General features: G+C 72.3%; 31 protein-coding genes and 1 pseudogene. 15 read left to right on the forward strand and 17 right to left on the reverse strand.

Annotated elements, in window-relative coordinates; genetic code table 11:
* Positions 1-106: 106 nt before the first annotated feature.
* A complete protein-coding gene (locus tag ACIGYR_RS30520; RefSeq protein ID WP_399604864.1) occupies positions 107-1,276 on the reverse strand; it encodes a thiolase family protein in 1,170 nt (389 codons plus the stop codon).
* Between the two features lie 117 nt (positions 1,277-1,393).
* On the opposite strand from ACIGYR_RS30520, the gene ACIGYR_RS30525 reads away from it, so the two are divergent.
* The 3 genes from ACIGYR_RS30525 (at position 1,394) to ACIGYR_RS30535 (ending at position 3,381) form a co-directional block, all read left to right on the forward strand.
* A complete protein-coding gene (locus tag ACIGYR_RS30525) occupies positions 1,394-1,864 on the forward strand; it encodes a winged helix-turn-helix transcriptional regulator (protein ID WP_399604862.1) in 471 nt (156 codons plus the stop codon).
* 266 nt (positions 1,865-2,130) lie between these two features.
* A complete protein-coding gene (locus ACIGYR_RS30530) occupies positions 2,131-3,006 on the forward strand; it encodes an undecaprenyl-diphosphate phosphatase (RefSeq protein ID WP_391843261.1) in 876 nt (291 codons plus the stop codon).
* 195 nt (positions 3,007-3,201) lie between these two features.
* The gene (locus tag ACIGYR_RS30535) at positions 3,202-3,381 is read left to right on the forward strand and encodes a hypothetical protein (protein ID WP_399604860.1); all 180 of its coding nucleotides are present in this window, start codon (positions 3,202-3,204) and stop codon (positions 3,379-3,381) included.
* A gap of 16 nt (positions 3,382-3,397) precedes the next feature.
* Here ACIGYR_RS30535 and ACIGYR_RS30540 read toward each other — a convergent pair whose 3' ends face one another.
* Entirely contained in the window at positions 3,398-4,009 is a 612-nt protein-coding gene (locus tag ACIGYR_RS30540) for a DUF4291 domain-containing protein (RefSeq protein WP_399604859.1), read from the reverse strand.
* 95 nt (positions 4,010-4,104) lie between these two features.
* Here ACIGYR_RS30540 and ACIGYR_RS30545 point away from each other — a divergent pair, with 95 nt between their 5' ends.
* The gene (locus tag ACIGYR_RS30545; RefSeq protein ID WP_399604857.1) at positions 4,105-4,569 is read left to right on the forward strand and encodes a nuclear transport factor 2 family protein; all 465 of its coding nucleotides are present in this window, start codon (positions 4,105-4,107) and stop codon (positions 4,567-4,569) included.
* Between the two features lie 222 nt (positions 4,570-4,791).
* The gene (gene lnt, locus ACIGYR_RS30550; RefSeq protein ID WP_399604855.1) at positions 4,792-6,366 is read left to right on the forward strand and encodes an apolipoprotein N-acyltransferase; all 1,575 of its coding nucleotides are present in this window, start codon (positions 4,792-4,794) and stop codon (positions 6,364-6,366) included.
* Here the strand turns inward: lnt and ACIGYR_RS30555 are convergent.
* A complete protein-coding gene (locus ACIGYR_RS30555) occupies positions 6,284-7,195 on the reverse strand; it encodes a Gfo/Idh/MocA family protein (protein WP_399604853.1) in 912 nt (303 codons plus the stop codon). The two genes, lnt and ACIGYR_RS30555, sit on opposite strands and share 83 nt — an antisense overlap.
* Positions 7,196-7,345: 150 nt before the next feature.
* Between ACIGYR_RS30555 and ACIGYR_RS30560 the strand changes: the two genes are divergently transcribed.
* Entirely contained in the window at positions 7,346-7,858 is a 513-nt protein-coding gene (locus ACIGYR_RS30560) for a DinB family protein (RefSeq protein ID WP_399604852.1), read from the forward strand.
* A gap of 379 nt (positions 7,859-8,237) precedes the next feature.
* On the opposite strand, the gene ACIGYR_RS30565 is transcribed toward ACIGYR_RS30560, so the two are convergent.
* From ACIGYR_RS30565 to ACIGYR_RS30595, 7 genes are all read right to left on the reverse strand, one after another.
* Complete coding sequence (locus ACIGYR_RS30565) at positions 8,238-8,750, reverse strand: hypothetical protein (protein WP_391843248.1); 513 nt, start codon at positions 8,748-8,750, stop codon at positions 8,238-8,240.
* A gap of 240 nt (positions 8,751-8,990) precedes the next feature.
* Complete coding sequence (ung, locus tag ACIGYR_RS30570; protein ID WP_391843246.1) at positions 8,991-9,674, reverse strand: uracil-DNA glycosylase; 684 nt, start codon at positions 9,672-9,674, stop codon at positions 8,991-8,993.
* Between the two features lie 98 nt (positions 9,675-9,772).
* Complete coding sequence (locus ACIGYR_RS30575) at positions 9,773-11,350, reverse strand: ABC transporter substrate-binding protein (RefSeq protein WP_391843244.1); 1,578 nt, start codon at positions 11,348-11,350, stop codon at positions 9,773-9,775.
* Between the two features lie 187 nt (positions 11,351-11,537).
* Complete coding sequence (locus ACIGYR_RS30580; protein WP_391843242.1) at positions 11,538-12,299, reverse strand: SDR family oxidoreductase; 762 nt, start codon at positions 12,297-12,299, stop codon at positions 11,538-11,540.
* A 22-nt stretch (positions 12,300-12,321) separates the two neighbouring features.
* The gene (fabG, locus tag ACIGYR_RS30585; RefSeq protein WP_391843240.1) at positions 12,322-13,083 is read right to left on the reverse strand and encodes a 3-oxoacyl-ACP reductase FabG; all 762 of its coding nucleotides are present in this window, start codon (positions 13,081-13,083) and stop codon (positions 12,322-12,324) included.
* A gap of 147 nt (positions 13,084-13,230) precedes the next feature.
* Positions 13,231-13,680, reverse strand: coding sequence for a DUF3037 domain-containing protein (locus tag ACIGYR_RS30590; protein ID WP_391843238.1), 450 nt, complete (start codon positions 13,678-13,680; stop codon positions 13,231-13,233).
* Positions 13,677-14,453, reverse strand: a complete 777-nt coding sequence (locus ACIGYR_RS30595; protein WP_399604848.1) for a HipA family kinase — start codon at positions 14,451-14,453, stop codon at positions 13,677-13,679. The genes ACIGYR_RS30590 and ACIGYR_RS30595 overlap by 4 nt, the downstream gene beginning before the upstream one ends.
* A gap of 179 nt (positions 14,454-14,632) precedes the next feature.
* Between ACIGYR_RS30595 and ACIGYR_RS30600 the strand changes: the two genes are divergently transcribed.
* Positions 14,633-15,088 carry a Rieske (2Fe-2S) protein gene (locus tag ACIGYR_RS30600; RefSeq protein WP_399604846.1) on the forward strand — a complete coding sequence of 152 codons (456 nt, stop codon included), beginning with the start codon at positions 14,633-14,635 and terminating at the stop codon, positions 15,086-15,088.
* Positions 15,089-15,094: 6 nt separating this feature from the next.
* Here the strand turns inward: ACIGYR_RS30600 and ACIGYR_RS30605 are convergent, their stop codons facing one another.
* Positions 15,095-15,739: a cysteine hydrolase gene (locus tag ACIGYR_RS30605; RefSeq protein ID WP_399604844.1), complete on the reverse strand. Its 645-nt coding sequence runs from the start codon at positions 15,737-15,739 to the stop codon at positions 15,095-15,097.
* Between the two features lie 150 nt (positions 15,740-15,889).
* Here ACIGYR_RS30605 and ACIGYR_RS30610 point away from each other — a divergent pair, with 150 nt between their 5' ends.
* Positions 15,890-16,360, forward strand: a complete 471-nt coding sequence (locus ACIGYR_RS30610; RefSeq protein ID WP_391843230.1) for a pyridoxamine 5'-phosphate oxidase family protein — start codon at positions 15,890-15,892, stop codon at positions 16,358-16,360.
* Between the two features lie 191 nt (positions 16,361-16,551).
* Here the strand turns inward: ACIGYR_RS30610 and ACIGYR_RS30615 are convergent, their stop codons facing one another.
* Entirely contained in the window at positions 16,552-17,454 is a 903-nt protein-coding gene (locus tag ACIGYR_RS30615) for a LysR family transcriptional regulator (RefSeq protein WP_399604842.1), read from the reverse strand.
* Positions 17,455-17,528: 74 nt separating this feature from the next.
* Here ACIGYR_RS30615 and ACIGYR_RS30620 point away from each other — a divergent pair, with 74 nt between their 5' ends.
* Positions 17,529-18,461, forward strand: coding sequence for a DMT family transporter (locus tag ACIGYR_RS30620; RefSeq protein ID WP_399604840.1), 933 nt, complete (start codon positions 17,529-17,531; stop codon positions 18,459-18,461).
* 69 nt (positions 18,462-18,530) lie between these two features.
* On the opposite strand, the gene ACIGYR_RS30625 is transcribed toward ACIGYR_RS30620, so the two are convergent.
* Positions 18,531-19,862 carry an aminotransferase class I/II-fold pyridoxal phosphate-dependent enzyme gene (locus ACIGYR_RS30625; protein WP_399604838.1) on the reverse strand — a complete coding sequence of 444 codons (1,332 nt, stop codon included), beginning with the start codon at positions 19,860-19,862 and terminating at the stop codon, positions 18,531-18,533.
* 63 nt (positions 19,863-19,925) lie between these two features.
* On the opposite strand from ACIGYR_RS30625, the gene ACIGYR_RS30630 reads away from it, so the two are divergent.
* Positions 19,926-20,606 (forward strand): pyridoxamine 5'-phosphate oxidase family protein, encoded by a 681-nt coding sequence (locus tag ACIGYR_RS30630; protein ID WP_399604836.1) that lies wholly within the window; start codon positions 19,926-19,928, stop codon positions 20,604-20,606.
* Positions 20,607-20,909: 303 nt separating this feature from the next.
* Here ACIGYR_RS30630 and ACIGYR_RS30635 read toward each other — a convergent pair whose 3' ends face one another.
* Together ACIGYR_RS30635 and ACIGYR_RS30640 are read right to left on the reverse strand one after the other, a co-directional pair.
* A complete protein-coding gene (locus tag ACIGYR_RS30635; protein WP_399604834.1) occupies positions 20,910-21,911 on the reverse strand; it encodes an EamA family transporter in 1,002 nt (333 codons plus the stop codon).
* Positions 21,912-21,980: 69 nt separating this feature from the next.
* Positions 21,981-22,643, reverse strand: a complete 663-nt coding sequence (locus tag ACIGYR_RS30640) for a Clp protease N-terminal domain-containing protein (RefSeq protein ID WP_399604832.1) — start codon at positions 22,641-22,643, stop codon at positions 21,981-21,983.
* A 226-nt stretch (positions 22,644-22,869) separates the two neighbouring features.
* Here ACIGYR_RS30640 and ACIGYR_RS30645 point away from each other — a divergent pair, with 226 nt between their 5' ends.
* Both ACIGYR_RS30645 and ACIGYR_RS30650 read left to right on the forward strand, forming a co-directional pair.
* A complete protein-coding gene (locus tag ACIGYR_RS30645; RefSeq protein WP_399605277.1) occupies positions 22,870-23,061 on the forward strand; it encodes a hypothetical protein in 192 nt (63 codons plus the stop codon).
* 87 nt (positions 23,062-23,148) lie between these two features.
* Positions 23,149-23,577, forward strand: coding sequence for an SRPBCC family protein (locus ACIGYR_RS30650; protein WP_391843214.1), 429 nt, complete (start codon positions 23,149-23,151; stop codon positions 23,575-23,577).
* Positions 23,578-23,643: 66 nt separating this feature from the next.
* Here ACIGYR_RS30650 and ACIGYR_RS30655 read toward each other — a convergent pair whose 3' ends face one another.
* On the reverse strand, positions 23,644-24,279 hold the full coding sequence (locus ACIGYR_RS30655; RefSeq protein ID WP_391843212.1) for a PadR family transcriptional regulator: 636 nt from the start codon (positions 24,277-24,279) through the stop codon (positions 23,644-23,646).
* A 67-nt stretch (positions 24,280-24,346) separates the two neighbouring features.
* Between ACIGYR_RS30655 and ACIGYR_RS30660 the strand changes: the two are divergent.
* Positions 24,347-24,607: pseudogene (locus tag ACIGYR_RS30660) on the forward strand (hypothetical protein); the annotation flags it as partial.
* Positions 24,608-24,634: 27 nt separating this feature from the next.
* On the opposite strand, the gene ACIGYR_RS30665 reads toward ACIGYR_RS30660, so the two are convergent.
* On the reverse strand, positions 24,635-25,027 hold the full coding sequence (locus ACIGYR_RS30665; protein WP_399604830.1) for a GNAT family N-acetyltransferase: 393 nt from the start codon (positions 25,025-25,027) through the stop codon (positions 24,635-24,637).
* A gap of 50 nt (positions 25,028-25,077) precedes the next feature.
* Between ACIGYR_RS30665 and ACIGYR_RS30670 the strand changes: the two genes are divergently transcribed.
* Both ACIGYR_RS30670 and ACIGYR_RS30675 read left to right on the forward strand, forming a co-directional pair.
* On the forward strand, positions 25,078-25,356 hold the full coding sequence (locus ACIGYR_RS30670; protein ID WP_399604828.1) for a hypothetical protein: 279 nt from the start codon (positions 25,078-25,080) through the stop codon (positions 25,354-25,356).
* Between the two features lie 45 nt (positions 25,357-25,401).
* Positions 25,402-26,214, forward strand: coding sequence for a PhzF family phenazine biosynthesis protein (locus tag ACIGYR_RS30675; protein ID WP_399604826.1), 813 nt, complete (start codon positions 25,402-25,404; stop codon positions 26,212-26,214).
* Positions 26,215-26,229: the final 15 nt, after the last annotated feature.

Below are 26,229 nucleotides of genomic sequence, written 5' to 3' on the forward strand. Positions count from 1 at the left end.
CGGGGGGGGGCCCCCCCGCGGGGGGGGGGGGGGGGGGGGGGGGGGGGGGCGGGGGGGGGGGGGGGGGGGGGGGGCGGGGGGGGCGGCGGGGCCCCCCCGCCCCGGGTCAGACCCCTTCCAGGATCATGGCGTTGGCGAGTCCACCGGCCTCGCACATCGTCTGCAGGGCGTAGCGGGCGCCGCGTTCGCGCATCGCGTGGACCAGGGTCGTGGTCAGCCGGGTGCCGCTCGCGCCGAGTGGGTGGCCGAGGGCGATAGCGCCACCGTGCACGTTGACCTTGGCGAGGTCGGCGCCGGTCTCCTGCTGCCAGGCCAGCACCACGCTGGAGAACGCCTCGTTGACCTCGAACAGGTCGATGTCGGCGAGGTCCAGTCCCGCCCGGCGCAGCACCTTCTCGGTGGCCGGGATGACACCGGTGAGCATCAGCAGCGGGTCGGAGCCCGTCACGGCGAAGCTGTGCAGGCGGGCCAGCGGGCGCAGGCCGAGGCGGGCCGCGGTCTCGCCGGAGGTGACGAGGACGGCGGAGGCGCCGTCGTTGACCGGGCTCGCGTTGCCCGCGGTGACGTTCCACTCGATCTGCGGGAAGCGCTCGGCGAAGGCGGGGTCGTAGTAGGCGGGTTTGAGGCCGGCGAGGATCTCCGGGGTGCTGCCGGGCCGTACGCACTCGTCACGGGCGAGGCCGTCCAACGGCGCGACCTCGGCGTCGAAGAGCCCCGCCTGCCACGCGGCGGCGGCCTTGTGGTGTGAGGAGACGGCGAACTCGTCCATCCGCGCGCGGGTGAGGGACCACTTGGCGGCGATGAGTTCGGCGCTGATCCCCTGCGGTACCAGGCCCTCCGGGTAGCGCTCAGCGACGCCGGGGCCGAAGGGGTCCTTCCCTGCGGGCACGTTGGACCACATCGGCACCCGGCTCATCGACTCCACGCCGCAGGCGACGACGATGTCGTACGCGCCCGACATCACGCCCTGCGCGGCGAAGTGCACGGCCTGCTGGGAGGAACCGCACTGGCGGTCCACGGTGGTCGCCGGGACCGACTCGGGCAGTCCGGCGGCGAGGACGGCGTAGCGGGTGGTGTTCATGGCCTGCTCGCCGACCTGGTCGACGGTGCCGCCGATCACGTCGTCGATCAGTGCGGGGTCGACGCCGGAGCGCTCGACCAGGGTGCGCAGGGTGTGCGCGAGGAGCTGAACGGGGTGGACGTGGGCGAGGGAGCCGTTCGGCTTGCCCTTGCCGACGGGGGTGCGTACGGCTTCGACGATGACTGCGTCTCGCATGGTGCGGGCCTCCTTGGCCGCCCTGGCTACCCGTAGGGAGCTACCGGTGAGTAGGAAATCCGGACTCACCATAGCTCGGAAGGTTGGAAATTCAAACCCTCCTCTAGACTGGTGCTCATGGCCGCCACGAAAGATCCGCGCCCCTGCTCCATCGCCGACGCCCTCGCACTGGTCGGCGAGAAGTACTCCCTGCTCGTCCTGCGGGAGGTGTGCCTCGGCAACGGCCGCTTCGACCAGCTCGTGCGCAACATCGGCGCCCCGCGCGACATCCTGGCCACCCGGCTGCGCCGGCTCGTGGAGGCCGGCATCCTGGTCAAGCGCATGTACAGCGAGCGTCCTCAGCGCTTCGAGTACCTGCCCACCCAGGCGGGACTGGAGCTGGAACCGGTTTTGATGACCCTCAAGGAGTGGGGCGACCGCCACCTCCGCAAGGGCACCGACCTGCCGATGGCCGTCGAGCACGCCTGCGGCAGCGAACTGGTGCCGGTGGTCACCTGCCGTGCCTGCCGGGAGCCCGTACGCCATGAGGACCTGACGGCCCACCCGCAGGCCCCGGGCTGGACCGTCGCCGGCCCGGCGGCCACCTGAGGCGGCACCGGCAGCCGCCTGGACGCACCGACGACCGCCCGAGCGCGCCGGCAGCCGCCCGAGCCGTGCCGGCGTCCGCATGAGCGCACGGACAGCCGCCCGAGCGTGCCGGCGTCCGTCCGAACGTGCCGACAACCGCCCGTGTACGCCCGCGGATTGCACGAGCGGACCGCCCGGCCCCTGTTTCCGGGCCGCCACCGGGGCCCGCTACGCTGCCCTCGTCACATGATCACCATTTCTCCCCAGTACTTGGACGTCATACCTTCATGTCTTGGTTCGAATCCCTCGTCCTCGGACTCGTCCAGGGGCTGACAGAGTTCCTGCCCGTCTCCTCCAGTGCGCATCTGCGACTGACCGCGGCGTTCTCTGGCTGGAAGGACCCCGGGGCCGCCTTCACCGCGATCACGCAGATCGGCACGGAGGCCGCCGTCCTCATCTACTTCCGCAAGGACATCGGCCGGATCATCACGTCCTGGTTCCGGTCACTGTTCGACAAGACGATGCGGCGGAACCACGACGCGCAGATGGGCTGGCTGGTGATCGTCGGTTCGATCCCGATCGGCGTGCTGGGCGTGACACTGAAGGACCAGATCGAGGGCCCCTTCCGCGACCTGCGGATCACCGCCACCATGCTCATCGTCGTCGGCGTGGTCATCGGCGTCGCCGACCGGATGGCGGCCCGCGACGAGACCGGCGGCCGGCACCGGGCGCCCAAGCAGCGCAAGACACTGGAGCACCTCAGCGCCAGGGACGGCCTGATCTACGGCCTGTGCCAGGCATGCGCCCTCATCCCCGGCGTCTCCCGCTCCGGCGCGACCATCAGCGGCGGCCTGTTCATGGGCTACAAGCGCGAGGCCGCGGCCCGCTACTCCTTCCTGCTCGCCATCCCGGCCGTCCTCGCCTCCGGCGCCTTCGAGGTGAAGGACTCGCTGAGCGAGGGCCATGTGGCGTGGGGGCCCACCCTGTTCGCCACGGTGATCGCGTTCGCGTCGGGATACGCGGTGATCGCGTGGTTCATGAAGTGGATCTCCAACAAGAGCTTCATGCCGTTCGTCTGGTACCGCATCGCTCTCGGCATCGTCATCATCGCCCTGGTCACCGCCGGCGTCCTGAGCCCGCACGCGGCGGAATCGGCGAGTTGACGGCCCGCCCCACCGCCTCGGTTTCGGACATCTTCCGTAGCGCGGCCGCCCGCTCACGATCTGGGCAACACCCGGTGGGCGCCGGTCACTTCACGAAAACGAACGCATGACCGCGCGGTGCCGGTGACCAACCCCATACCTTCTGCGTAGCCACCCGGTAGCGCACAGTCAGTTGCTGCCCCTAGGCTGTTCGACATGTCCCCCGATTCCCTGCCCCCTGGTTCCGTGCGGTCTGCCGCCGAGGTGAACGAGCAGATCCGGACGCTGTGGATGCGTGCGGGCGGCACCCTGTCGGCCGAGGAGCGCGCGGAGTACGAGCTGTTGGTGATCGAGTGGGCTGCGGCGATCCGCGGCCAGGTCATCGAGGCGGCCTGACACCGGCCGACGCCCTCTACGCCCGCAGATGCGCCAGCACCTCGTCGGCCACCGGATACGGCCGCTCCTCGGGCAGCAGCCCGCCGGCCCGTTCCCCTTCGCCCGCCCGCACCAGCGCGTGGATCTCCGTGGCCAGCGGGGTGACGTCCTCGATGCCGACGATCCACTCGTCGGCGTACCGGGCCGCCGCCTCCCCGGCGAGCCCGAGCTGCAAGGAGCGGTACGGCAACGGGCTGTGGTGCAGATCCCGCTCCGGATCCCACTGGACACGGGCCGGGCTGCGGGCCAACTCCCGCTTCCAGGCGGCCTGGTCCGGGTGGAGGGCGGGCACGTAGTGGGACAGGCAGGCGTGCCGCAGGGCCCACTCGAAGCCCTCACGGGTGATGTCGATGGCGAGGACGGTCTCCTGGCCCTCCTTGGTCCCCCAGCCGCAGCGGTACATCATCCACAGGAAGGACGGCTTGATCCAGGTCATCCGCTCCCGCTTCCAGGCGGACGGGAAGCGCCCGCTGCGGGCGGCCGGGCCGCCGATCCCGGGACGGTATGCCTGGTAGACGGTCACCGTGGCGTCCGTGTACCGGGCGCGGACGCGGAACTCGGGTTCGTTTTCGACGCGTTGTTCGTTCACCGGCACAGGTTCGGCCGCCGCCCCCGCCCCGCACCACCGAATATTCACCCCGCAGGCCTCTTGGCTCCGCGTCCGCCGTGCCCAACACTGTGCCGATGACGCAGCGCGCGGAGTTCGCGACCGTGAGAGACCGACTGGCCGTGGACGACCTGGTCACCGCGTACGCGGTGGCGGTGGACGACGGCGACTGGACGGCGTACCAGCAGCTGTTCACCGTGGACGGGCGGGCCGACTACCGTTCCGCGGGCGGCATCGACGGTGACGCGACGCGGGTCGCCGCCTGGCTCGCCGAGAGCCTGGCGCTGTTCGCCATGCGCCAGCACCTGATCGTCAACCGGCAGGTGCGGTTCGGCCTCCTGGAGAACGACACCGGGGACACCGCCCGGGTGCGGGCCGACTACCTCAACCCGATGCGGTTCGCCGGTCCCGACGGCTCCGCCGCACCGGATCTGGTCTGCGGTGGCCGCTACGACTTCGCGCTGCTGCGCACACCGGACGGCTGGCGCCTGCGCGAGGTCGTCGTGCACGAGAAATGGCGCCGCCTGCCCACCACCCCGTAACGGCTCCACAGCCGCGACCCGGCCTCGTGCACGAGAAAAGGCGCCGCCTGCCCACCACCCCCTAGCAGCTCCACAGCCGCGACCCGGCGCCGACGGCCCGGTGGCCGCCGACCGACCGGCCCCGCCCGGCCTCCGGGGCGGACGGGCCTCGATTGCACGGGACCTGACAAAGATCGGCCCCGACGCGCACACTGGAACTCTCGCTGGGTAGGGAGGTTCCCTATGAGGACGATCGACCGCTGGCTGACCTCCCCCTGGCGCCGCTCGGGTGCCGCCGCCCTCGCCGGTGCCCTGCCCGTGCTCGCCTTCCCGGCCCCGGCACTGTGGTGGTTCGCGTACGTCGCCCTGGTGCCGTGGATCCTGCTGGCCCGCTCGGCGCCCACCGGGCGGCGGGCCGCTCACGACGGTTGGTGCGGGGGCTTCGGCTTCCTGGTCGCCGTTCATCACTGGCTGCTGCCGAGCCTGCACGTGTTCATCTTCCTGATCGCCGCCCTGCTGGGCCTGCTGTGGGCGCCCTGGGGCCGGCTGGTGCGACGCTTCCTGGGCGGGGTGCCGTCGCCGGGCCGGGTCGCCGCCGCGCTGCTGGTGCTGCCGTCGGCCTGGCTGGCGGTGGAGCTGGTCCGGTCCTGGCAGGGCCTCGGCGGCCCGTGGGGCATGCTGGGCTCCAGTCAGTGGCAGGTGGGCCCGGCGCTGCGACTGGCCTCGGTGGGCGGTGTGTGGCTGCTCAGCTTCCTGGTCGTGGCCGTCAATGTGGCGGTGGCCGTGCTGGTCTCGGTGCGCGCGTCGCGCGTGCCCGCCCTGGCCTCGCTGGTCGCCACGGCCGCCGCCACGTCGGCCGCGTGGGCGTGGGCCCCGCGCCCGGCCGTCGACGAGCGGGTGCGGGTCGCCGTCGTGCAGCCGGGTGTGGTGGCCGGGCAGGACAGCGGCGACAGGCGGTTCGACCGGGAGGAGCAGCTGACCCGGCGGCTGGCCGGGCGGGACGTCGACCTGGTGGTGTGGGGCGAGTCCAGCGTCGGCTTCGACCTGGACGACCGCCCCGACCTGGCCCGGCGGCTCGCCGCACTGTCCCGGGCGACCGGCGCCGACGTCCTGGTGAACGTGGACGCCCGCCGCTCCGACCGGCCCGGCATCTACAAGAGTTCCGTGCTGGTCGGCCCGGACGGTCCGACCGGGGACCGCTACGACAAGATGCGGCTGGTCCCGTTCGGGGAGTACATACCGGCCCGCTCGCTGCTCGGCTGGGCCACCTCGGTGGGCCGGGCCGCCGGTGAGAACCGGCACCGGGGCACCGGGCAGACGGTGATGAACGTCGGGCACGGGCTGCGGATCGGGCCGCTGATCTGCTTCGAGACCGCGTTCCCGGACATGGGCCGGCACCTCGCCGAGGACGGCGCGGACATCCTCCTCGGCCAGTCCTCCACCTCGTCCTTCCAGCACAGCTGGGCGCCGGAGCAGCACGCCTCGCTGGCCGCGCTGCGCGCCGCCGAGACCGGCCGCCCGATGGTGCACGCCACGCTCACGGGGGTGTCCGCGGTGTACGGCCCGGACGGGGCGCGCCTCGGCCCGTGGCTCGGCACCAACGCGAGCACCGCGCGCGTGTACGACGTACCGCTCGCGCACGGTGTCACGCCGTACGTCCGCTACGGGGACTGGCCGGTGCCCGGCGCGCTGCTGGTGCTGGCCGCGCTGGGCGTGACCGAAGGGGTGCGGGCGCTCAGGCTGCGCCGGAGCGGTGCTGAACCGCTCGTACCACCCGCTCGCACAGTTCATGGGTCGCCAGCGCGTCCCTGGCGCTGAGCACCTTTCCGGCCCTTACGGCGTCGAGGAAGGCGAGGACCGCCTGCTCGATGCCGCGCTGGCGGGCCGCCGGCACCCAGTCGCCGCGTCGGCGCACGGTCGGCTGGCCCTTGTGGTCGATCACCTCGGCGAGGTTGACCACCTGGCGCTTGCTGTCCTGCCCGGACACCTCCAGGATCTCCTCGTTGGAGCCGCTGAGCCGGTTCATCACACCGAGCGCGGTGAAGCCGTCCCCGCCGAGCTGGAGCACGAGGTGGTGGAGCAGCCCGGCCTCGACCCGGGCGCGGACGGTGACGTCGTCGACCGGGCCCGGCACCAGGAACCGCAGGGTGTCGACGACGTGGATGAAGTCGTCCAGGATCATCGAGCGCGGCTCCTCGGGCAGCCCGACCCGGTTTTTCTGCATGAGGATCAGCTCGCGCGGGTGGTCCAGGCACTGCGCGTACCCGGGGGCGTACCGGCGGTTGAAGCCGACGGACAGTGAGACACCGCGCCGCTCGGCGAGTTCGACCAGCCGCTCGGAGTCGGCGAGTTCGTAGGCGAGCGGCTTGTCCACGTACGTCGGGACGCCGGCTTCGAGCAGCCGGGCGACGATCTCGGGGTGGACGGCGGTGGGCGCGTGCACGAAGGCCGCGTCCAGGCCGGCGGCGAGCAGCGAGTCCAGGGTCGTGTGGCGCTGTTCGCCGGGCAGGTGCAGGGTGTCCCCGACCCGGTCCAGTGTGGCGGGCGTGCGGGTCTGCAGATGGAGGTCGAGCCCCGGCTGCGCGCCCAGCACCGGCAGGTAAGCCTTCTGCGCGATGTCCCCGAGTCCGATGCAGCCGACCTTCACGTGCTCTCCTCTACCGCTGGCCTGCGTGTTGTCTGACGGAAGCATACGGGGGCCACCGGTCGGCGCTGCCGTCGGAGCCGCACGCTCACGGGATGCTCCGCCCCTGAAAACCCCTGGCCGGCACCGGCCCCCAAAGTCCAGGATGTGGGCATGACGATCAAGCGGGAAGAGCCGCCCACGCACGCCGACGAACGCACCATGCTGGAGGGCTGGCTCGACTACCACCGCCAGACCCTCGTCCAGAAGTGCGAAGGACTGACCGACGCCCAGTTGCGGACCCGGTCCGTGGCGCCCTCCGGGCTGACCCTGCTGGGCCTGGCCCGGCACCTGGCGGAGGTGGAGCGGTTCTGGTTCCACGAGGTGCTGCTGGACGAGGACCCGGGTGTCCTGTACTGCACCGAGGAGGACCCGGACGGCGACTTCCACATCACGGAAGCGGACACCTGGGAGGAGACGTACGCCGCCCTGCGGGCCCAGATCGACACGTCCCGCCGCAACACGGCGGGCCTCGCGCTCGACGACTTCTCCAAGGGCACGAGCAGGTCCACCGGCCAGCCCTTCAACCTCCGCTGGATCTACACCCACATGATCGAGGAGTACGCGCGGCACAACGGCCACGCCGACCTGATCCGCGAGCGGATCGACGGCGCCACCGGCGACTGAACGTCAGCTCCGGCACGGCGGAACCCTCCGCCCGGGGTACGCGGTCACCCGTACGGTGCATGGTGTTCGGCTCACCGGTGTCAAGGCGGGTGGTGAGCCGGCAGAGTTGCGCGGGTGCGTCGAACGACGACCACCGCAGCGCTACTGGTCACCGTGGCCGTCTCGGCCCTCTCCGGCTGTGTGACGGTGCGGCACCCGGGGACTTCGGGGCCGCCCCCGGACACCGTGGACATGCGCCGCGCGGGTGCGACCGCCCACGACGCCGCCGCGACCGAACAGCCGCTCACCGGTCGGCACGCACAGCGGCCCCACACCTCCCGCCGCGCGGCACGCGCGGCGGCCCGACAACCGCTCACCGGGCGGCACCACCGCGGAGCGCCTAGCGCTGCCGGGGCGGGCTCCAGCCGTCGTTGCCCGGGGTGCCGTCCTCCTCGAGCCGCAGCGCGAGCCTGCTGATCGCGGACCGGACCCCCTCGCCGTAGCCGTCGTGGGCCAGGGAACCCGCGGCGCTGCGGGCGCTGCGCAGATGGCTGTGGGCGGCCTCGGCGCGGCCGAGCTTGACGTAGTCGGCGGCCAGGTTGAGGTGCAGGGACGGGAAGAAGCCCTGCACGCTGGCCGGGTCGCCGCCCGCGTGGCCGCCGGCCACCTCCTCGGCCGCCGACAAGGCCCGTAGGTCCCAGGCGAGTTCGTCGGCCGGGTCGTCCTGGGTGTCGGCCAGGTAGTGGGCCAGGGTGCAGCGGTGCAGCGGGTCGCCGTCCTCGCCGATCTCCGCCCACAGGTCCAGGAAACGGCTGCGGGCCTCCTCACGGTCGCCGCCGTGGTGCAGCATCACGACCTGCCCGATCCGCGTCAGCACGGCATCCGGGGCCGCCTGCTCCTGTCGCTCCGCCACGGTGTTCCTCCGGGCCGTCGGCAATGGTCCGCTGCTGACGCTAACCGGCGCCGCGAGCATTCCTGGTCAGGCGGCGCCGTTGCGCGGGGCCCGTGGTCGACCGCCGGTCCCGCCGTTGCGCGGGGCCCGTGGTCGACCACGGGTCCCTGGTGACCGGTCGCGCCCCGGTGGCTGGGCCGCGCACCGTCACGGCCCCGCGCCACTACGGACGCCGGCCGGCCCCGGCCGCCGCGCGCGGCGTCAGCCCAGGTTCGGGATGCGCCAGTCCACCGGGTCGTGGCCCTGGCGGGCGATCGCCTCGTTGATCTGCGTGAACGGGCGCGAGCCGAAGAACTTCTTAGCGGAGAGCGGCGAGGGGTGCGCGCCCTTGACCACCACATGACGGGTCTCGTCGATCAGCGGGAGCTTCTTCTGCGCGTAGTTGCCCCACAGGACGAAGACCGCCGGGTCGGGGCGGGAGGCCACCGCCCGGATCACGGCGTCGGTGAACTTCTCCCAGCCCTTGCCCTTGTGCGAGTTGGCCTCACCGGCCCGCACGGTGAGAACGGCGTTGAGCAGCAGCACGCCCTGCTCGGCCCACGGCATCAGATAGCCGTTGTCGGGGACGGGCAGGCCCAGCTCCTCCTGCATCTCCTTGTAGATGTTCCGCAGCGAGGGCGGGGTCTTCACACCGGGACGGACCGAGAAGCACAGGCCGTGGCCCTGGCCCTCGCCGTGGTACGGGTCCTGGCCCAGGACGAGGACCTTCACCCGCTCGTACGGCGTCGCGTCCAGCGCCGCGAAGACCTCCTCGCGGGGCGGGTAGACGGGACCCTTCGCCCGCTCGTCCTCGACGAACTCGGTCAGCTCCTTGAAGTAGGGCTGCTGCAGTTCGTCGCCCAGAACCCCGCGCCAGGACTCGGGCAGCATGGCGATGTCGGTCACGTCAACGTCCTCACGATGTCTAGCAACTTCGGCGTGCGGTCACTTGCAGGATTCAGAACCTACAGGCGACCACTGACAACCGGTGCCCCGAGCGCCGCTCACCAGCTGGTCTTGCGGTGCAGCGTCCACATCATCATGATCGTCGACGGGTCCAGGGCCTGCTCGCCGCCGGAGACGTCGACGCTGGCCGCCACGAACTGCCGGCCCTGCCACAGCGGGATCAGCCGGGCGTCGTCGACCAAGATCTGCTGGGCCGCCTCCATGTCCTTGACGGTCTCGGCCCGGTCGCTCTCCGCGCGCGCGTGCGGCAGCAGCCTGCCGGTGATGTCCTTGGCCGGGTAGGGCGTACCGAGGGCGTTGTGCTCGCCGACGAACGGGGCGATGAAGTTGTCCGCGTCGGGGAAGTCCGGGAACCAGCCGCGCCCGAACACCGGGTACTCGCCCTTCTGGTAGCCGACCACGTACGTCTTCCAGGGGCGGCTCTTGAGGGTGATGGTGAACAGGCCCGAGTCCTCCAGCTGCCGCTTCAGCTCCTGGAACATCAGGGCCGTCTCGGAGCCGTAGCGGTCGGTGGTGTACCAGAGGGTGAGCGGTACGCGCTGGGTGATGCCAGCATCGGAGAGGATCTTGCGGGCCTTGGGGACGCTGGGGTCGCCGTAGTCGTCGAAGAAGCCGGTGGCGTGGCCGGTCAGGCCCTTGGGGACCATCGAGTACAGCGGGTCGACCGTGTCCTTGTAGACCTTGTGCGCGATCGCGCCCCGGTCGACGATCTGGGCGACGGCTTTGCGTACGGCGGGCTGCTTGGCCCAGGGGTCCTTGGGATTGAACACCAGGTAGCTGATGTCGGTGCCGGCGCCGTCGACCAGTTGCAGGTCCTCGCTGTCGTGCTCCTGCAGGGCGAGGATGTCGTCGGCGGCGAGGCCACGGTAGGTGACGTCGATCTGCTTGTCCCGCAGCGCCTTGACCATGCCGGCGGAGTCCTTGAAGTAGCGGATCGTCACCGCGTCGTTCTCCCGCTTGGCGAAGCCCTGGTAGTTGCCGTTGCGGACCAGGACGGCCTCGCCGTCCTCCTGGTAGGACTGGAGCTTGTACGGCCCGGAGCCGTGCACGTCGGTGCCCTTGCGCAGGGATTCGGCCGGGTAGTCGTCCGGGTCGACGACCGACATGGCGGGGGTCGCCAGCACGAACGGGAAGGTGGCGTCGGGCTGGTTGAGGTGGAAGACGACCTCGCGGTCGCCGGACGTCTCCACCCGGTCCAGGCTGCCGAGCAGCCCGGCGGGCCCGCCGGGGGCGTCGATGGTGCGGATGCGCTCGATCGAGTACCGGACGGCCTCGGCGGTCAGCGGGTCGCCGTCGGCGAACTTCAGGCCGGCGCGCAGCTTGCAGCGGTAGGTCCGGCTCGTGGAGTCGGTGAAGGCGCAGCTCTGGGCGGCGTCGGGCTGGGGGGTGGTGGCGCCGTTCGGGTAGGCGAGGAGCGTCTGAAAGATGTTCCGGTACAGCTCCCAGGAGCCGTCCCAGGCACCGGCCGGGTCCAGCGTGCTGGGGACACTGGTGGTGCCCACGACGATCGGCTTCTGGTCGTCGGGGTCGCCGTCGGACAGCAGACTGCATCCGGCCACCAGCGATATGGACGCGATCGCCGCGACTCTCCGCAGGAATCGGTTCCGGTTGAACACGCGCACGCTCCTCGATCTGCCATACCAAGGGTCGGCAGACCATACCGCAGCGCTCGGGCGCCTGAACCTCCCCCGGAACAGGACTTCTTGATCGATTCGGCGATGACGACGTTGTCAGTTCGCTGTGCGGATTCCCTGGGGTGTTCCGGGCGCCGATCCGTCCGGATATCGGCGCCCGGAAGGTGGCTCAGCCCACGCCGGCGTTGAGGAAGATGCCGCCGTCCACGACGAGCGTCTGACCGGTGATCCAGTCGGACTGCGCGGAGGTGAGGAAGGCGGTGGCCCCGCCGATGTCGGAGGGGACGCCGAGCCGGCCGAGCGGATAGGCGGCCGCGGCCTCCTCCTCGCGGCCCTCGTACAGGGCCTGCGCGAACTTGGTCTTGACCACGGCCGGGGCGATGGCGTTGACCCGCACCTTCGGTGCGAACTCGTGCGCCAGCTGCTGGGTCAGGCTGATCATCGCGGCCTTGCTGACGCCGTAGGCGGCGATGAACGGCGAGGGCGCGAGCCCGGCGACCGAGGCGATGTTGACGATCGCGCCGCCGTTGTCCTTCTGCCAGGCGTGCCAGGTCTTCTGGGCGAAGCCGAGGGCGGAGATCACGTTGGTCTCGAAGACCTTGCGTGCGACATCCAGGTCGAGGTCCGCGATCGGCCCGAAGACCGGGTTGGTGCCCGCGTTGTTGACCAGGAAGTCGACCCGGCCGAAGACCTCCATGGTGCGCTCGACGGCCGCGGCCTGGTGGTCCAGGTCGTGGGCCTTGCCGGCGACGCCGATGACCCGCTCGGCGCCGAGCTGCTCGACGGCCTCCTTCAGGGCGTCCTCGTTGCGGCCGGTGATGCACACGCGGTCGCCGCGCGCGACCAGCGCCTCGGCGATGCCGTAGCCGATGCCACGGCTCGCGCCCGTGACGATCGCGACCTTGCCGGAGAGCTCCGGGAGTTCAGTCATGTCCGTGCTACCTCTGAATCCCTTAGTTGAGCGGTCCGCCGGCGACGTACAGCACCTGGCCGGAGACGAAGCCGGCCGCCTCGCCGGTGAAGAACGCGACGGCGTTGGCGATGTCCTCCGGCTCGCCGACGCGCTGCACCGGGATCTGGGTGGCGGCGGCCTTCTTGAAGTCGTCGAAGCCCATGCCGACGCGGTCGGCGGTGGCCTTGGTCATCTCGGTGGCGATGAAGCCGGGGGCGACGGCGTTGGCGGTGATGCCGAACTTGCCCAGTTCGATGGCGAGGGTCTTGGTGAAGCCCTGGAGGCCGGCCTTGGCGGCGGAGTAGTTGGCCTGGCCGCGGTTGCCGAGCGCCGACGAGGAGGAGAGGTTGACGACCCGGCCCCAGCCCGCGTCCACCATGTGCTTCTGGACGGCCTTGGTCATCAGGAACGAGCCGCGCAGGTGCACGTTCATGACCGTGTCCCAGTCGGACGCGCTCATCTTGAACAGCAGGTTGTCGCGCAGCACGCCCGCGTTGTTGACCAGGATCGTCGGGGCACCCAGCTCCTCGGCGATCCGGGCGACGGCCGCCTCGACCTGCGCCTCGTCGGAGACGTCCGCGCCGACCGCGACGGCCTTGCCGCCGGCGGCGGTGATCTTCTCGACGGTGTCCTTGCAGGCGGCCTCGTCCAGGTCGATCACGGCGACCGCGTGACCTTCGGCGGCCAGCCGTACGGCAGTCGCGGCGCCGATGCCGCGCGCCGCACCGGTGACTACCGCGACCCGCTGTTCAGTGGTGGACATTGCTGTTTCTCCTCGCCCTTGAGAGAACCTGTCGGACCCTCGGAGAGAGTCCCTCGTGCGGTGAGCGACCGCTTAGTACCTTCAGCACCCGTGACGCTAGAAGCCCTGGCACCCGGTGTCAACGGCACACCCGGCCGGTGTGATCCATTACCTCACCAGGAGGTCCAGCAACCGCTCCGTCTCGGCGGCCGGGTCGGTGGTCAGGCCGGTGTGCACGGGCCCGGGCTGGACCACCGTGGAACGGGGCGCGATCAGCCAGCGGTAACGGCGCCCGGCGTCGTCGCCGGCCGCCTGTCCGGCCTCCTCGCCGCCCGCGCAGTGCCGCTCGATCGCCCCGAGCGCGGCGCGTACCGCGGCGATGTCGGCGGCCGGGTCCAGGGCGAGCAGCCTGGACTCGTCGAGATGGGTGCGGGCACCGACGTAGGCCCGGGCACGGCAGTAGACGACCACACCCGCGTTGATGCACTCCCCGCGCTCCACCCGGGGTACGACCCGCAGCAGCGCGTACTCGAACACGTCCCGGTCGCCGCCCTGGCCCGCCCGGGTGATGTGCCGCTCGGTCACGTGTCCGGCCATGTGGATGTGGCGCTCGCTCACTTGCCCTCCTCGGTTCCGGGGCCGATGCCGGTGATCCGCCCGGCGATGACGACCGCCCGCGCGAGCAGGGGCCGTGCGTAGGCCCGGCGCAGCTCGTCCGGGGTGTCGAAGCCGGGCTCGTCGATGAGCCAGGCGTCCGGGATCTCCGCGGTGACCTCGGCGAGCAGGTCCTCGGTGACGCGGGGCGCCAGCTCGGCCGCGGCGGCCGCGATGTCGGGGGCGAACCGGGCGAGGGCGTGGTCCGAGGCGTCGTAGGGGCGGGCCGCCGAGGTCTCGGCGGAGGGCCAGTTGTGGTGCCAGATCATCGTGGCGCCGTGGTCGATGAGCCACAGCTCGCCCCGGTGCACCAGGAGGTTGGGGTTGCGCCAGGAGCGGTCGACGTTGTTGATCAGCGCGTCGAACCAGACGATCCGGCCGGCCTCCTCGGGGCGCACCGGGAAGGCGAGCGGGTCGTAGCCGAGGGCGCCGGACAGGAAGTCCATGCCGAGGTTGGTGCCGCCGCTGGCCCGGAGCAGGTCCTGCACCTGCTGCTCGGGCTCGCCGAGACCGAGGACCGGGTCCAGCAGGACGGTGACCAGCCGCGGCACGCGGAGTCCGAGGCGGCGGGCGAGTTCGCCGCACACCACCTCGGCGACCAGGGTCTTGCGGCCCTGTCCGGCGCCGGTGAACTTCATGACGTAGGTCCCGAAGTCGTCGGCCTCGACGAGCCCCGGCAGCGAGCCCCCCTCACGCAGGGGCGTGATGTAGCGGGTCGCGGTGACTTCCTTGAGCATCGCCCCAGGTTACTGGGGTCGGGTGCGGCCGGGCGGCCGGCCGGCAGCTGACGCGCGGCCCCGGCTCACGGCCCGCTCGTCGCCGGACGGCGAGGATCCGGCCGCCGGTCTGAACGGCCGCCGCCCGGGGGCCGTACCCCCTGACGGACGACGAGAAGCTCCGCGGAAGGGAACCCCACATGACCAGCGCATCGCTCCACCCCGCGGCGGGACCGGCCCGTCGCACCGTCGTGGCGGCGGCCGGGGCGGCGGGGCTCGCCGCCGCGCTGACCGCCTGCGGCTCGGGCGACGACTCCGACACCGCCGACCCGGGGGCCGGCTCGACCGGCTCCGCGCAGGACGGTGGCGGCGCCGCGCTCGCCAGGACGGCGGACATCCCCGAAGGCGGCGGCAAGGTCTTCAAGGACCAGGGTGTCGTGGTCACCCAGCCGGCGGCGGGCACCTACAAGGCGTTCTCGTCCACGTGCACCCACCGGGGCTGCACGGTGGGCAGCGTGGCGGACGGCGTGATCCTCTGTCCGTGCCACAACAGCCAGTTCTCGGCGGAGGACGGCAGTGTGAAGAAGGGGCCCGCGACGCAGCCGCTGGCCACCGCGAAGATCACCGTCTCCGGCGACGAGATCAAGCTGGCGTGAGCGGGCTCAGCTCCGTCCGTACGCCCGTTTCAGGCCGCGGAGCACCTCGTCGGTGGTCGCGACCGTGGCGACCAGCGCGAGGGTGTTGCGGATCATCGCGGAGGTGTAGTCGGCCGGCACGCCCGCGATGGCGTCGGCCGGGACGACGGCGGTGTAACCGAGGTTGACGGCGTCGAACACCGCGTTGGGCACGGCGACGTTGGCCGAGACCCCGGTGACGATCAGCGTGCGGCAGCCCAGATTGCGCAGCCGGGCGTCGACGTCGGTGCCGTGGATCGGGGACAGCCCGTGCAGCCGCCGTAGGACGAAGTCCTCCTCGGTGACCTCGATCGGGGGCGCGACCCGGACCGCCGTGCTGCCGGCCAGCTGGTGCACGGGAAGCCGTTCGGCGGCCCGGAACAGGCGGGCGTTGCGGTTCGCGCCCCGGCCGTCGGGGCGCCGCTCGGCGATCGCGTGGATCACCTGCACCCCTGTCTCATGGGCGGCTGCGACCAGCCGGGCCACATTGCGCAGGGCGCCGGAGGAGCGCGCCTCACGGGCGAGTTCGGGCAGGGCGCTGTCCGGTCCCACGACGCCCTGCTGGCATTCCACGGTGAGCAGGACGGTACTCACGGGATCGAGAACCTCGCCGAGCTGCTCGTACGACGGCATCGCCCACCCTTTCGCCGGGGTCCGGGCGGTGAGCGTAACCACATCGGGGGGCGAGCGGAAGCCGGGTGGGTTCCCTTTTCTGACGTCATGTCAGAGGATCACCACAGCGGAGGAGTTCATCCGACACGACGTGAAGGAAGAGGGGGCGGCATGACCGTCACGGAGCAGCGCCGGGGCCGGAAGATCATGATGACGCCGGGCGAACTGGACGAGTTCCTCACCACGCAGCGCACCTGCCGGGTCGCGACCGTGTCGGCGGACGGCACACCGCACGTGAGCGCGCTGTGGTTCGCCTGGGACGGCACCTCGCTGTGGCTGTACTCGGTGGTGCGCAGCCGGCGCTGGACGCAGCTGCGCCGCGACCCGCGGGTGGCCGTCGTGGTCGACTCCGGCGAGGAGTACGACCAGTTGCGCGGGGTGGAGCTGTCCGGCCGGGTGGAGTTCGTGGGCGAGGCGCCGCGCACCGGTGAGCTGTGCGCGGAACTGGACACGGCCGAGACGCTGTTCGCCCGCAAGAACTTCGGCCTGGACGAGATGCCGCACGACGGCCGCCACGCCTGGGCCCGGCTGACCCCGGAGAAGATCGTCTCCTGGGACTTCCGGAAGCTGGGCGGGGCGTAGGGGCGCCGGGGTCTTCGGGACGCCTTCCGGGCGGCTGCGCGAGTTCTCCGATGCGCCTTCCGGCGGGTGCGGGACGGCCCACGTGCGTGAGCCCTCCCGGGCGGTCCCCGTGGGTCGCCCTTTCCGGCGGTCCTCGCGCGTCACCCTTCCCGGGCGGCCCCCGCGCGTCACCCTTCCCGGGCGGTCCTGCGTCAGCCGAGTTTCCGGGCGGTCTCGCGCAACGCCTCCACGGCAGCCCGGATGGAGGGGCGGCGGTCGGCGTCCGCCCGCCAGATCACGTACACATGGCGGCGCACGCGCTGCTTGAGCGGTACGAGGGTCACGCCCTCGGGCAGCGGCTGCCGGCCCAGCAGCGGCGCGATGCACACGCCGAGATCGGCCGCGACGAGGCCGAGCTGGGTGTGCGTCTCGCCGGCACGGTGGCCGATGATCGGCTCCACGCCCTTGGACCGCAGGGTGAACAGCAGCCACTCGTGGCAGAACTCGCCCTCACCCCAGGTGATCCACTCGTCCTCCGCGAACTCGGTCAGGTCCACCTCGTCCCGGTCCGCGAGCCGGTGCCCGACGGACATGGCGACATCGGCCGGGTCGTCCAGCAGGGGCGCCTTGACCAGGCCGTCGGGCACGGGCATCGGCTTGTTGTACCAGTCCAGGACCACCGCGAGGTCGAGATCGCCGCGGACCACCCCGGCGATGCCCTGCTCCGGTTCCAGCTCACTGGAGCGCACGCGCAGGCCGGGGTGCTCGGTGCGCAGCGCGCCGAGCGCGGCGGGGAACAGGCCGCGGGCGGCGGTCGGGAACGCCGACAGCCGGAGTTCGCCGACGACCTGGCCGCGGTGCGCCTCCAGGTCGGACTCGGCCAGCTCGACCTGCGACAGGATGCGCGCCGCGTGCTCCGACAGCAGTCGGCCGGCGTCCGTCAGCCGTACCCCGCGGCCGTTCTTGGCCAGCAGCTGCTGGCCGATCTCCCGTTCCAGCTTGCCCAGTTGCTGCGATACCGCGGACGTGGTGACGTGCAGCGCGCCGGCGGCGGCGCTGACCGAGCCGTGCCGGGCCAGTGCGTCCAGGGTGCGCAGGCGCTCCAGGTTCAACATGTAAGCAATCCTAAGAGATATCCGCAGTGAATTCTCGATTGTCCTACGAGGTCGCCTCCGGCATCTTTGATCCCATGAGCACGGTCACCACGTCCCGCACGCGGTCCTCCGCATCCGCCCCCGCCCGTCCCCGCCTGGACTGGCGGCTCCGCTTCGGCGCCCTGTCGCTGATCTGGGGCTTCAGTTTTCTGCTGATCAAGGTGGGGACCGAGGGGTACGCACCGTTCCAGGTCACTCTCGGACGGCTCGCGTTCGGTACGGCCGTGCTGGTGGCGGCGATGGCCGTGAAGCGGGAGCGGCTGCCGCGCGGGGCCCGGCCGTGGGGGCACATGGCGGTCGCCGCTTTCCTGCTGAACGCCCTGCCGTTCTCCCTCTTCGCCTACTCCGAGCTGACGGTCCCGTCCACGCTGGCCAGCATCTGCAACGCCACGTCTCCCCTGTGGGGCATGGTGCTGTCGCTGGTCGCGCTGTCCGAGGACCGGCCCACCCGGGTCCGGGTCGCCGGCCTCGCGCTCGGCTTCCTGGGCGTGCTGACGGTCCTGGGGGTCTGGCAGGGCTTCCAGGGCCTGGACGCCACGGGCACGGCGATGGCGTTGCTGGCCTCGTTGAGCTACCCGGTGGGCTGGATCTACGTCCGCCGGACGCTGGCCGGCACGGGGAACTCGCATCTGTCCATGACCGGCGGGCAGCTGCTGCTGGCCACGGTGCAACTGGCCGTCGTGACCCCGCTGTTCACCACCGTTCCCGAGCACTTCTCGTTCGTTCCGCTGCTGGCCGTCGCCGCGCTGGGCGCGCTGGGCACGGGGCTCGCGGTGCTCATCCAGTACGGGCTGGTCGCCGAGGTCGGGCCCACCACCGCTCAGATGGTCACGTACTTCATCCCCGTCATCGCCACGGCTGCGGGCGTGGCGATTCTCGGGGAGTCGCTGCGCTGGACCACGCCGGTGGGAGCGGTCATCGTCATCGCGGGGGCCGCACTCACTCAGTTCAGGCCGAAGAGCGCCTGAGGGGATGCCCGGGCGCGGGGGCCGGTGTGCGGTTGTGCGCACGTGTCCCGCGGCCCCCTCAGCGGTCCCTTATCCGTAGACCCGCGCCGGGCTCGGGCGAACCGCTGCCGCCACCGCGTCGGCCAGCGGGGTGATGTCCGCCGCCGTGAGCGTCGAGACCGTGACGCGGATGCCCTGCGGGGAGGCGATGCGGAAGCTGGCCCCCGGGGCGACCGCCCAGCCTCTCTGCACGAGACGGGCCACCGCACCCGTCTCGTCGGGTACCGGTACCCAGACGTTCATGCCGCTGCGGCCGTGGGCGGTGACCCCGCGCTGCGCCAGTGCCTCGACCAGGGCGTCCCTGCGGGCGCCGTACGACCGCGCCACCGCCGCCCGGTCCACCGCGCCGGCCGTCCACAGGTGGGTCACGGTCCGTTGCAGGAGCAGGCTCACCCAGCCGGGGCCCAGGCGCTGGCGGCCCCGGACCCGGTCGACGGTGACGGGGTCGCCGGCCAGGACGGCCAGGCGCAGGTCGGGGCCGTAGGTCTTGGCGGCGGAACGGACGAAGGCCCAGTGACGGGTGACGCCCGCGAGGGGGTGCAGCGGCAGGTCGACGATGCCGTGGCCGTGGTCGTCCTCGATCAGCAGAGTTCCCGGGTGGTCCCGCAGCACCGCGCGCAGGGCACCCGCGCGTGTGGCGCTCACCGAGGCACCGGTCGGGTTCTGGGCGCGGCCGGTGACGATCAGGGCGCGGGCCCCGGCCTCCAGGGCGCGGCGCAGGTCGTCCGCGCGGGGCCCGTCGTCGTCCACGCGGACCGGGGCCGTGTGCAGGCCCAGGGCGGGGACGAGATCGAGGACGCTCCCCCAGCCGGGGTCCTCGACGGCGACCGTGTCACCGGCTCTGAGGTGCGCGATGAGCACGCGCTCGATGGTGTCGAGTGCGCCGGAGGTCACGGTCAGCGGGCCCGCGGGGACGCCGTCGGCGTCGAGTTCGGCGCGGGCGATGCGGACGAGACCGGCGTCGACGGGATCGTCGCCGTAGAGGGCGGGCCGCCGGTCGCTCTGCTCGGCCGCCGCGGCCAGGGCCGGGGCCAGGCGGGGCAGCAGGGCCGGGTCCGGGTTGCCCGTGGAGAGGTCACGGCCTCCGGGGGGCACCTCCACCCGCAGTTGCGCACGGCCGGTGGTGGCGGGCTTGGGGCGGATACGGCTGCCCCGGCGGCCGGCCGTCTCGATCACCCCGCGTTCGCGCAGGGTGCGATAGGCGGCGGCGACCGTGTTCGGGTTCACGCCCAGCCGCGTCGCCAACTCCCGCATGGGCGGGAGGGATTGGCCGGGCTCCAGCTCCCCGGCGCCGACCGCCTCCTCGATGTCCGCCGCGATCTCGGCTGCACCACGCCCCGTGATCCGATATTCTCCTAGCACAAACAGCATTATGCACTAGTGGAAAACAGTTCTCAAACCCCGATCACCATGGAGGGCCACGTCATGCAGGGCACGACCGAGGAACCGCGGGCCGCCGCCTACACGCCGACCGACCGGACCGTGCCCACGCGCTCCGCGGAGCGGGCCTCGTACGACAAGGAGCTGGTGCACGCGATACTCGACGAGGGATACGTCTGCCACCTCGGTTTCGTCCGGGACGGCGCCCCGGTGGTGCTGCCGACGCTGTACGGCCGGGTCGGCGAGCGGCTCTACGTCCACGGGTCCACCGGTTCGCGCCCGCTGCGGATGACGGGCCGGACCGACCCCGGCCTGCCGGTGTGCCTGACGGTCACCCACGTCGACGGGCTGGTGCTGGCCCGCTCCGCCTTCCACCACTCGATCAACTACCGCTCGGTCGTGGTGCACGGCATCGCGCACGAAGTCACCGACCCCGAGGAGCGGCGGCTGGCCCTGGACGCGCTGGTCGACCACGTCGTACCGGGCCGTTCCGCCGACTCCCGGCCCGCGAACAAGAAGGAGCTGGCCGCCACCGCGGTCATCCGCCTGGATCTGGAGGAAGTCTCGGCCAAGGTCCGCGCGGGCGGCGCCGACGACGAGCCGGAAGACCTCTCCCTGCCGCACTGGGCCGGGGTCGTCCCGCTCCGCAAGGGGTACGACACCCCGGTCGCCAACGCCGACCTGGCGCCCGGCATCGACCTGCCGGAGTACCTGGCGCCTCGCTAGTGCTGTGACCGACGACCTCACCGGGGCCGGCCCCGCGGGTCTCGCGCACCGCGAGGCCCGCGACGGCTCCGAGTATCAGCAGGGTGCCGGCCGCCGAGGTGGCCGTGAGCCGCTGACCGGACTGGATCCCGAGGGTGAGCCCGTCCTGAGCATGGCTGAGCACGGCCGGCCCGGCGGCCGCCGCTCCCGCCGGCACCGAGCCGCTCGCCCATGAGCAGCCGGGCGGAGGGCCGGTGTCCCGGCACCCCGCCTCAAACGGCCGGAGACGGAAGGCCGAGTGCGTTCGACGGCATGGTCCGCACCTCAGGCAGCGGTGCCACGGGCGGACAACTCCCGCTCCGCGCCGCCCGAGGCGACCGGTTCCGTGGAGTTCTTGGCGGGGGCCGAGGACTGGGCGATGAACGCGCCGACCAGGACGACCGCGCCGCCGGTGACCTGCGGCGCGGACAGGTGCTCGCCGAGCAGCACCCAGGCCAGCACGGTCGCGATGACCGCCTCCAGGCAGGCGACGACCCCGGCGACCTGCGGCGACAACCGGCGCACGGACAGCACGCCGGTGATGTACGCGATCACCGTGGCGACCAGCACCACCCAGGCGAGCAGGGCGACGGCCGGTACGGCGGTGCCGTTCAGGTCCGCTGAGCCGGCCAGCACCGACCAGTCCATGCTCCAGGGGCGGGCGACGGCCGTCAGCACGGCGGCGCCGACGAGCAGCCCGTAGGCGATGACGCCGAGCGGGTCGGGCGCCGTCTCGCCCGCGTCGCTGCCCTGGTCGGCGAGGACGAAGTAGCCGACCTGGCAGCAGGCGGCACCGAGGGCGAGCACCAGGCCCAGCGCGTCGAAGCTCAGCCCCGACCAGACCTCCACCACACAGGCGAGGCCGCCCGCGGCGAGGACCACGCCGAGCGCGGCGGCGCGCGCGACGGGCCGCCGCTGCACGAAGCGCACCCACCCCAGCACCAGGGCGGGCGCCAGATACTCGACGAGCAGGGCCACGCCGACCGGGATCCGGGAGAGCGCGCCGAAGTAGCACGCCTGCACACCGGCGACGGCGAGCAGCCCGAACCCGGCGAGCAGGGCGGGCCGGCGGCGCGGCAGGGCGCGGTGCCGTACGGCGAGGGGAAGCATCACCAGGGCGGCGCCCGCCACCCGCAGCCACACCACGTGCAGCGGGTCGAGTCCCGCCTCGATCAGCGGCTTGGCGGCCACACCGGATCCGCCGAAGGCCAGCGCCGAGGCGAGCGCGAGGCCGAGTCCGGCTCCCTTGCCGGGGCTCTGATTGCTCACAGACGTATGCACCGGCACATGATGACAGCCGCCGACAGGAGCGTCACCCCTGTTGACACCTGTCTCAGCTGGTGGACGGCCCGGCCGTCAGCAGATCGCCTCCCCCTCGGGGGCGTACTCGCCGCCCCCGGCCTCGATCCGCGCGGCCAGTTCGCGGGCCGGGACGCCGGCGCGTTCGAGGACCTCGACGGCCCGGCACCGCGGGTTCGCGGCGAGCGCCGCGAGCAGGTCGGTGCCGGTGACGCGGGGCGCGCCCCGGCGCCGGGCGCGGGCGCGGGCGTCCGCGAGGGCCATGGCCGCGGCGGGAGACCAGCTCCCGGCGTCCCGGCCGGGACGGTGCCGGTCGGCACCGTCCCGGTCGGCGGCGGGGACGGGAGGCGCGGCGGCGGTCCGGTCCTCGGCCGCTCCGGTAGGCCCCTCGGGGCCGGCCGGGGCGGCGGCCGGGGGGATCGCGCCGGAATCCTCCACGCTGCCCTGCCAGCGCAGTCCGTAGCCGATGCTGCGCTGCGCGAGGTAGCCGAGGAGCCGGGCGAGTCGCCGGGGCTCGCCCACGGCGGCGCGGACCTCGGGGTCGTGTTCCAGCAGGGCGTGGAGCAGATGGGCGGTGTCGGTCTGCCGGTCCCGGTCCCGGACGGCCCTGCGGCGGGCACCGGCGACCACCGCTGCCGGCGCGGCATCGAGCCAGGCAGCGCCGTCCTGGTGCGGAACCGCTGCGCCGTGGGCGGTCAGGCGGGCTGTACGGGGTTGCACACCCCCTAGCTCATCAGCCGCCGCGGATCGGGGCATCCACGAGGGGAACCATTTCCGCGTCCCACGGGGAGTGGACATGGCCGACCCGGATCTCATCCTTGCGGAGGAGATCCGGCCGATCCCGCGCAAGGGGGCGCGTGCCGACTTGCCCTGCGCCTCGAAAGCAACCGCGGCGTGCCGGTGCACGTCCCACAGCAACATGGGAAGCGCACGCGGGTGCTGGCTTGTGGCGCTGCCGGCGGTCGACGGCAAGCAGGACGTGTACCGGGTCCACGCTCCGGAGGACGGGCTGCTCGCCGACCTGTTCCGGCAGGCGTGGCACTGCCACGACGAGAGCGCCCGCCCGCGCGCGTGGGAGCTGTTCGACACGGCGCTGATACGGCGCGTGGGTCCGGGCCGGCCTCCCGAACCGATCTGACGGTTCATCAGTATTGAATGTTGGCGCCCCTCCGGCTACGTTCCGCGACACGGTAGCCCGATACGCCCGACCCGAAGGGGTGGTCGCATGGCCGAAGTCAGCGCCGAGGCACGCATCCAGGCACCGGCCGAGAAGGTGTGGGCCCAGCTCACCGACTGGCCGTCGTACGGGGCGTGGAACGCGACCCACACCAGCTTCCCCGGAGGCGGCCCCGCGACCCTGGCCGTGGGCGGGACGTTCCAGGAGAACATGAAGCTGATGGGCTTCCCGGCCGAGGTCGACTGGACCATCGAGGAGCTGGAGCCCGCCCGGCTGTTCGCCATCCGCGGCAAGGGCCCGATGGCGGTGACCGTCGCGACCCGCTACACGCTGATCCCGGACGGCGAGGCCACGACGGTCCGGATCGACGGCGAGTTCACCGGTGCCGCGGTGTCGTTGATGGCGGGCAGGCTCAAGGACTCGGCGACGGGCGCCCTGCACGAGTCGCTGCGCAAGCTGGGCGGCCTGGTGTCCTGAGCGCAGCACGCACCAGGGCGCCCCGCGCGGATTCCGCACGGGGCGCCCAGGGCTGCCGTACGAGCCTCAGTGCTCGTCGGCGAGGATGAGGTACAGCTTCTTGCGGGCGTCGTTGACGACGGCCAGCGCCTTCTCGCGCTGCTCCTTGCTGCCGGTCTTCCAGACCTGGCCGAATGCCTCCATCAGCCCGAAGCCCGCCTGGCGGATCTCGGTGAGGGCCTCCCAGTCGACTCCGCGCGAAGCCTCCTCCCAGGGGGCCTCCGGACCCCCCTCGGCGGCGGTGCGTCCGCTCTCGGTCAGGGCGAACAGCTTCTTCCCGCCTTCGCTCTCGCTGGCGATCAGGCCCTCGTCCTCCAGCAGCTGGAGGGTGGGGTAGACCGAGCCGGGGCTGGGCTTCCAGGCGCCGCCGCTGCGTTCGGCGATCTCCTGGATCATTTCGTAGCCGTGCATGGGCCGGTCCGTGAGCAGGGCCAGGATCGAGGCGCGCACGTCCCCGCGCCGCGCCCGGCCCCGTGGGCCGCCCCGCCCTCGCGGCCCCCAGGGGCCCGGTCCGAAACCAGGTCCGCCGGGGCCGAAGCCCGGACCGCCCGGACCGCCAGGCCCGAACGGACCGAAGGCGGCCCGCCGGCCCTCGAAGCCGCCCATGCCCCGGCGGCCGCGGCCCTCGTGCCGATGTCCCCGCTCGAATCCGTGGGTACGCATCGCGATCACTCCATTCCATCGCCGATCTGTCACGTATGCATCGCGTATCGTTCGCGATGCTTCAACGATATATCGGAAGCAAGTCGCTGACAACCCCCTCCGACCACCCTCTTTGGTGCGGGAGTTCAGCTGGCACAAGGACAGCCAGGGGTTCGCCGGCTGGTACTGCTCGTCGACGATGCGGGATCACGTGGGTTACGAACCGTGGCTGGAGAGGGACCGACTGATCCTGCTGGACCGTGATCCGCACGTGGTCGCGGTCGCCTCACAGCCGTTCTGGCTGCACTGGCACGACGGCACACGCAAGCGCCGGCACGCTCCCGACCACCAGCGCAAGCTTTTCCAGCCTGCGAACCTACGACCGCGCGGGTTGGTTGGCGATCAGAAGGGTGCTGCCGGCAGGGCGGAAGCCCAGACGTGAGTAGATGCGAGCGACGGTGTCCTCCGCATAGGCGAGGAAGACGGTGCCCACCCCGTTGTCGCGAGCGTGGGTGACCAGTGCCGCCGTGACGGCGGCGGCCAGGCCCTGGCGGCGGGCGGTGGGAAGGGTGCCGACACCGCCGATCTCGGTGGTGCCGTTCGCTGGGTGGTAATGACCAGCAGCGAGCGGGGTGCCGTCTGCGGCCAGGGCAGCGATGAGCGTTTTGTTCCCGCAAAGGACGGGCGGGTCACAGGAGACAGCGGGGGGAGGGACGGGAAGGGGCCCAGGAGGGCTCGCGAAGGACAGGGTGAGATTCCGGACTCGCAAGTCCGATTTGCTGGTCGCAGGACGGAAGCGCCGCCGCCTTCCGGGCCCTGGTGCGCGAGGCGACCGAGGTCCCCGGCGGCCGTATCGACGTCCTGGTCGACAACGCGGGTGAACAGCGACCCGAGCGGGCGCTCGTCCCCCTGAGCCTCGTAGCGCTCGACCACCACGTCCCGCCACCGTTCCCACGCCTCCCAGGAGCCGAGGGACCCCAGACAGGGCTGCTGGTCCTCGATGACCTGGTCCGCCTCGAACGTCGTTCGGCATCGCCCGGCTCGCCCGATGGCCGCGCACGCCTGACGGCCGGGCGGGAAACGATCCGGGACTCGTGAATTGGCCTTGGTCCGCGGGCCGGCGCGGGCACTAGCGTCGGCGTCATGCGCATACGAATCGTGGACGCCTTCACCGACCGCCCCTTCGCCGGCAACCCGGCCGGAGTCCTGCTCCTGGAGGACGTCTTCCCGGACGACGACTGGCTGCAGAACGTCGCCATGGAGGTCAACCACGCCGAGACGGCGTTCGCGCACCGGCTGCCCGAGGGCGGTGCGGCCGACTGGGCGCTGCGCTGGTTCACGCCGGTCGCCGAGGTCGCGATGTGCGGGCACGCCACCCTTGCCACGGCCCACGTCCTGCACACCACCGGCGCCCACGAGGGGCCGGTGCGGTTCGCCACCCGCAGCGGTGTGCTGACCGCCACGCCCGCCGAGGACGGCTCGATCACGCTCGACTTCCCGACCGCCCCGCTCACCCCGGCCGAGGTCCCGGCCGGGATCGCCGGGGCGCTCGGCGCGGAACCGGTCGCCGCCTTCGACACCGGCCCGAACGTCGGCGACCTGCTGGTGGAGCTGGCCGACGAAAAGACCGTCCTCGGCCTCTCCCCCGACCACAAGGCCCTCGGCGCCTACTCCTCGCGGGGCATCATCGCCACCGCCCGCGCCGGGGATCCCGCCCGTGGCTACGACTTCGTCTCCCGCTGCTTCTTCCCGAACGTCGGCATCGACGAGGACCCGGTGACCGGCAGCGCCCACACCGCACTCGCCCCGTACTGGTCCGCCCGCCTGGGCCGCGACGACCTCACCGGCCTCCAGGCATCCCGCCGCACCGGACTGGTCCGGACCGGTCTCCGCGCGGAGCGCACCCTGCTCATCGGCCGCGCCGTGACGGTCATCGAGGGTGAGCTGCGCGCCTGAACGGTCCGCCGACGG

Origin of the sequence: Streptomyces sp. NPDC053076 (assembly GCF_044546845.1) — a bacterium.
Taxonomy (GTDB): domain Bacteria; phylum Actinomycetota; class Actinomycetes; order Streptomycetales; family Streptomycetaceae; genus Streptomyces.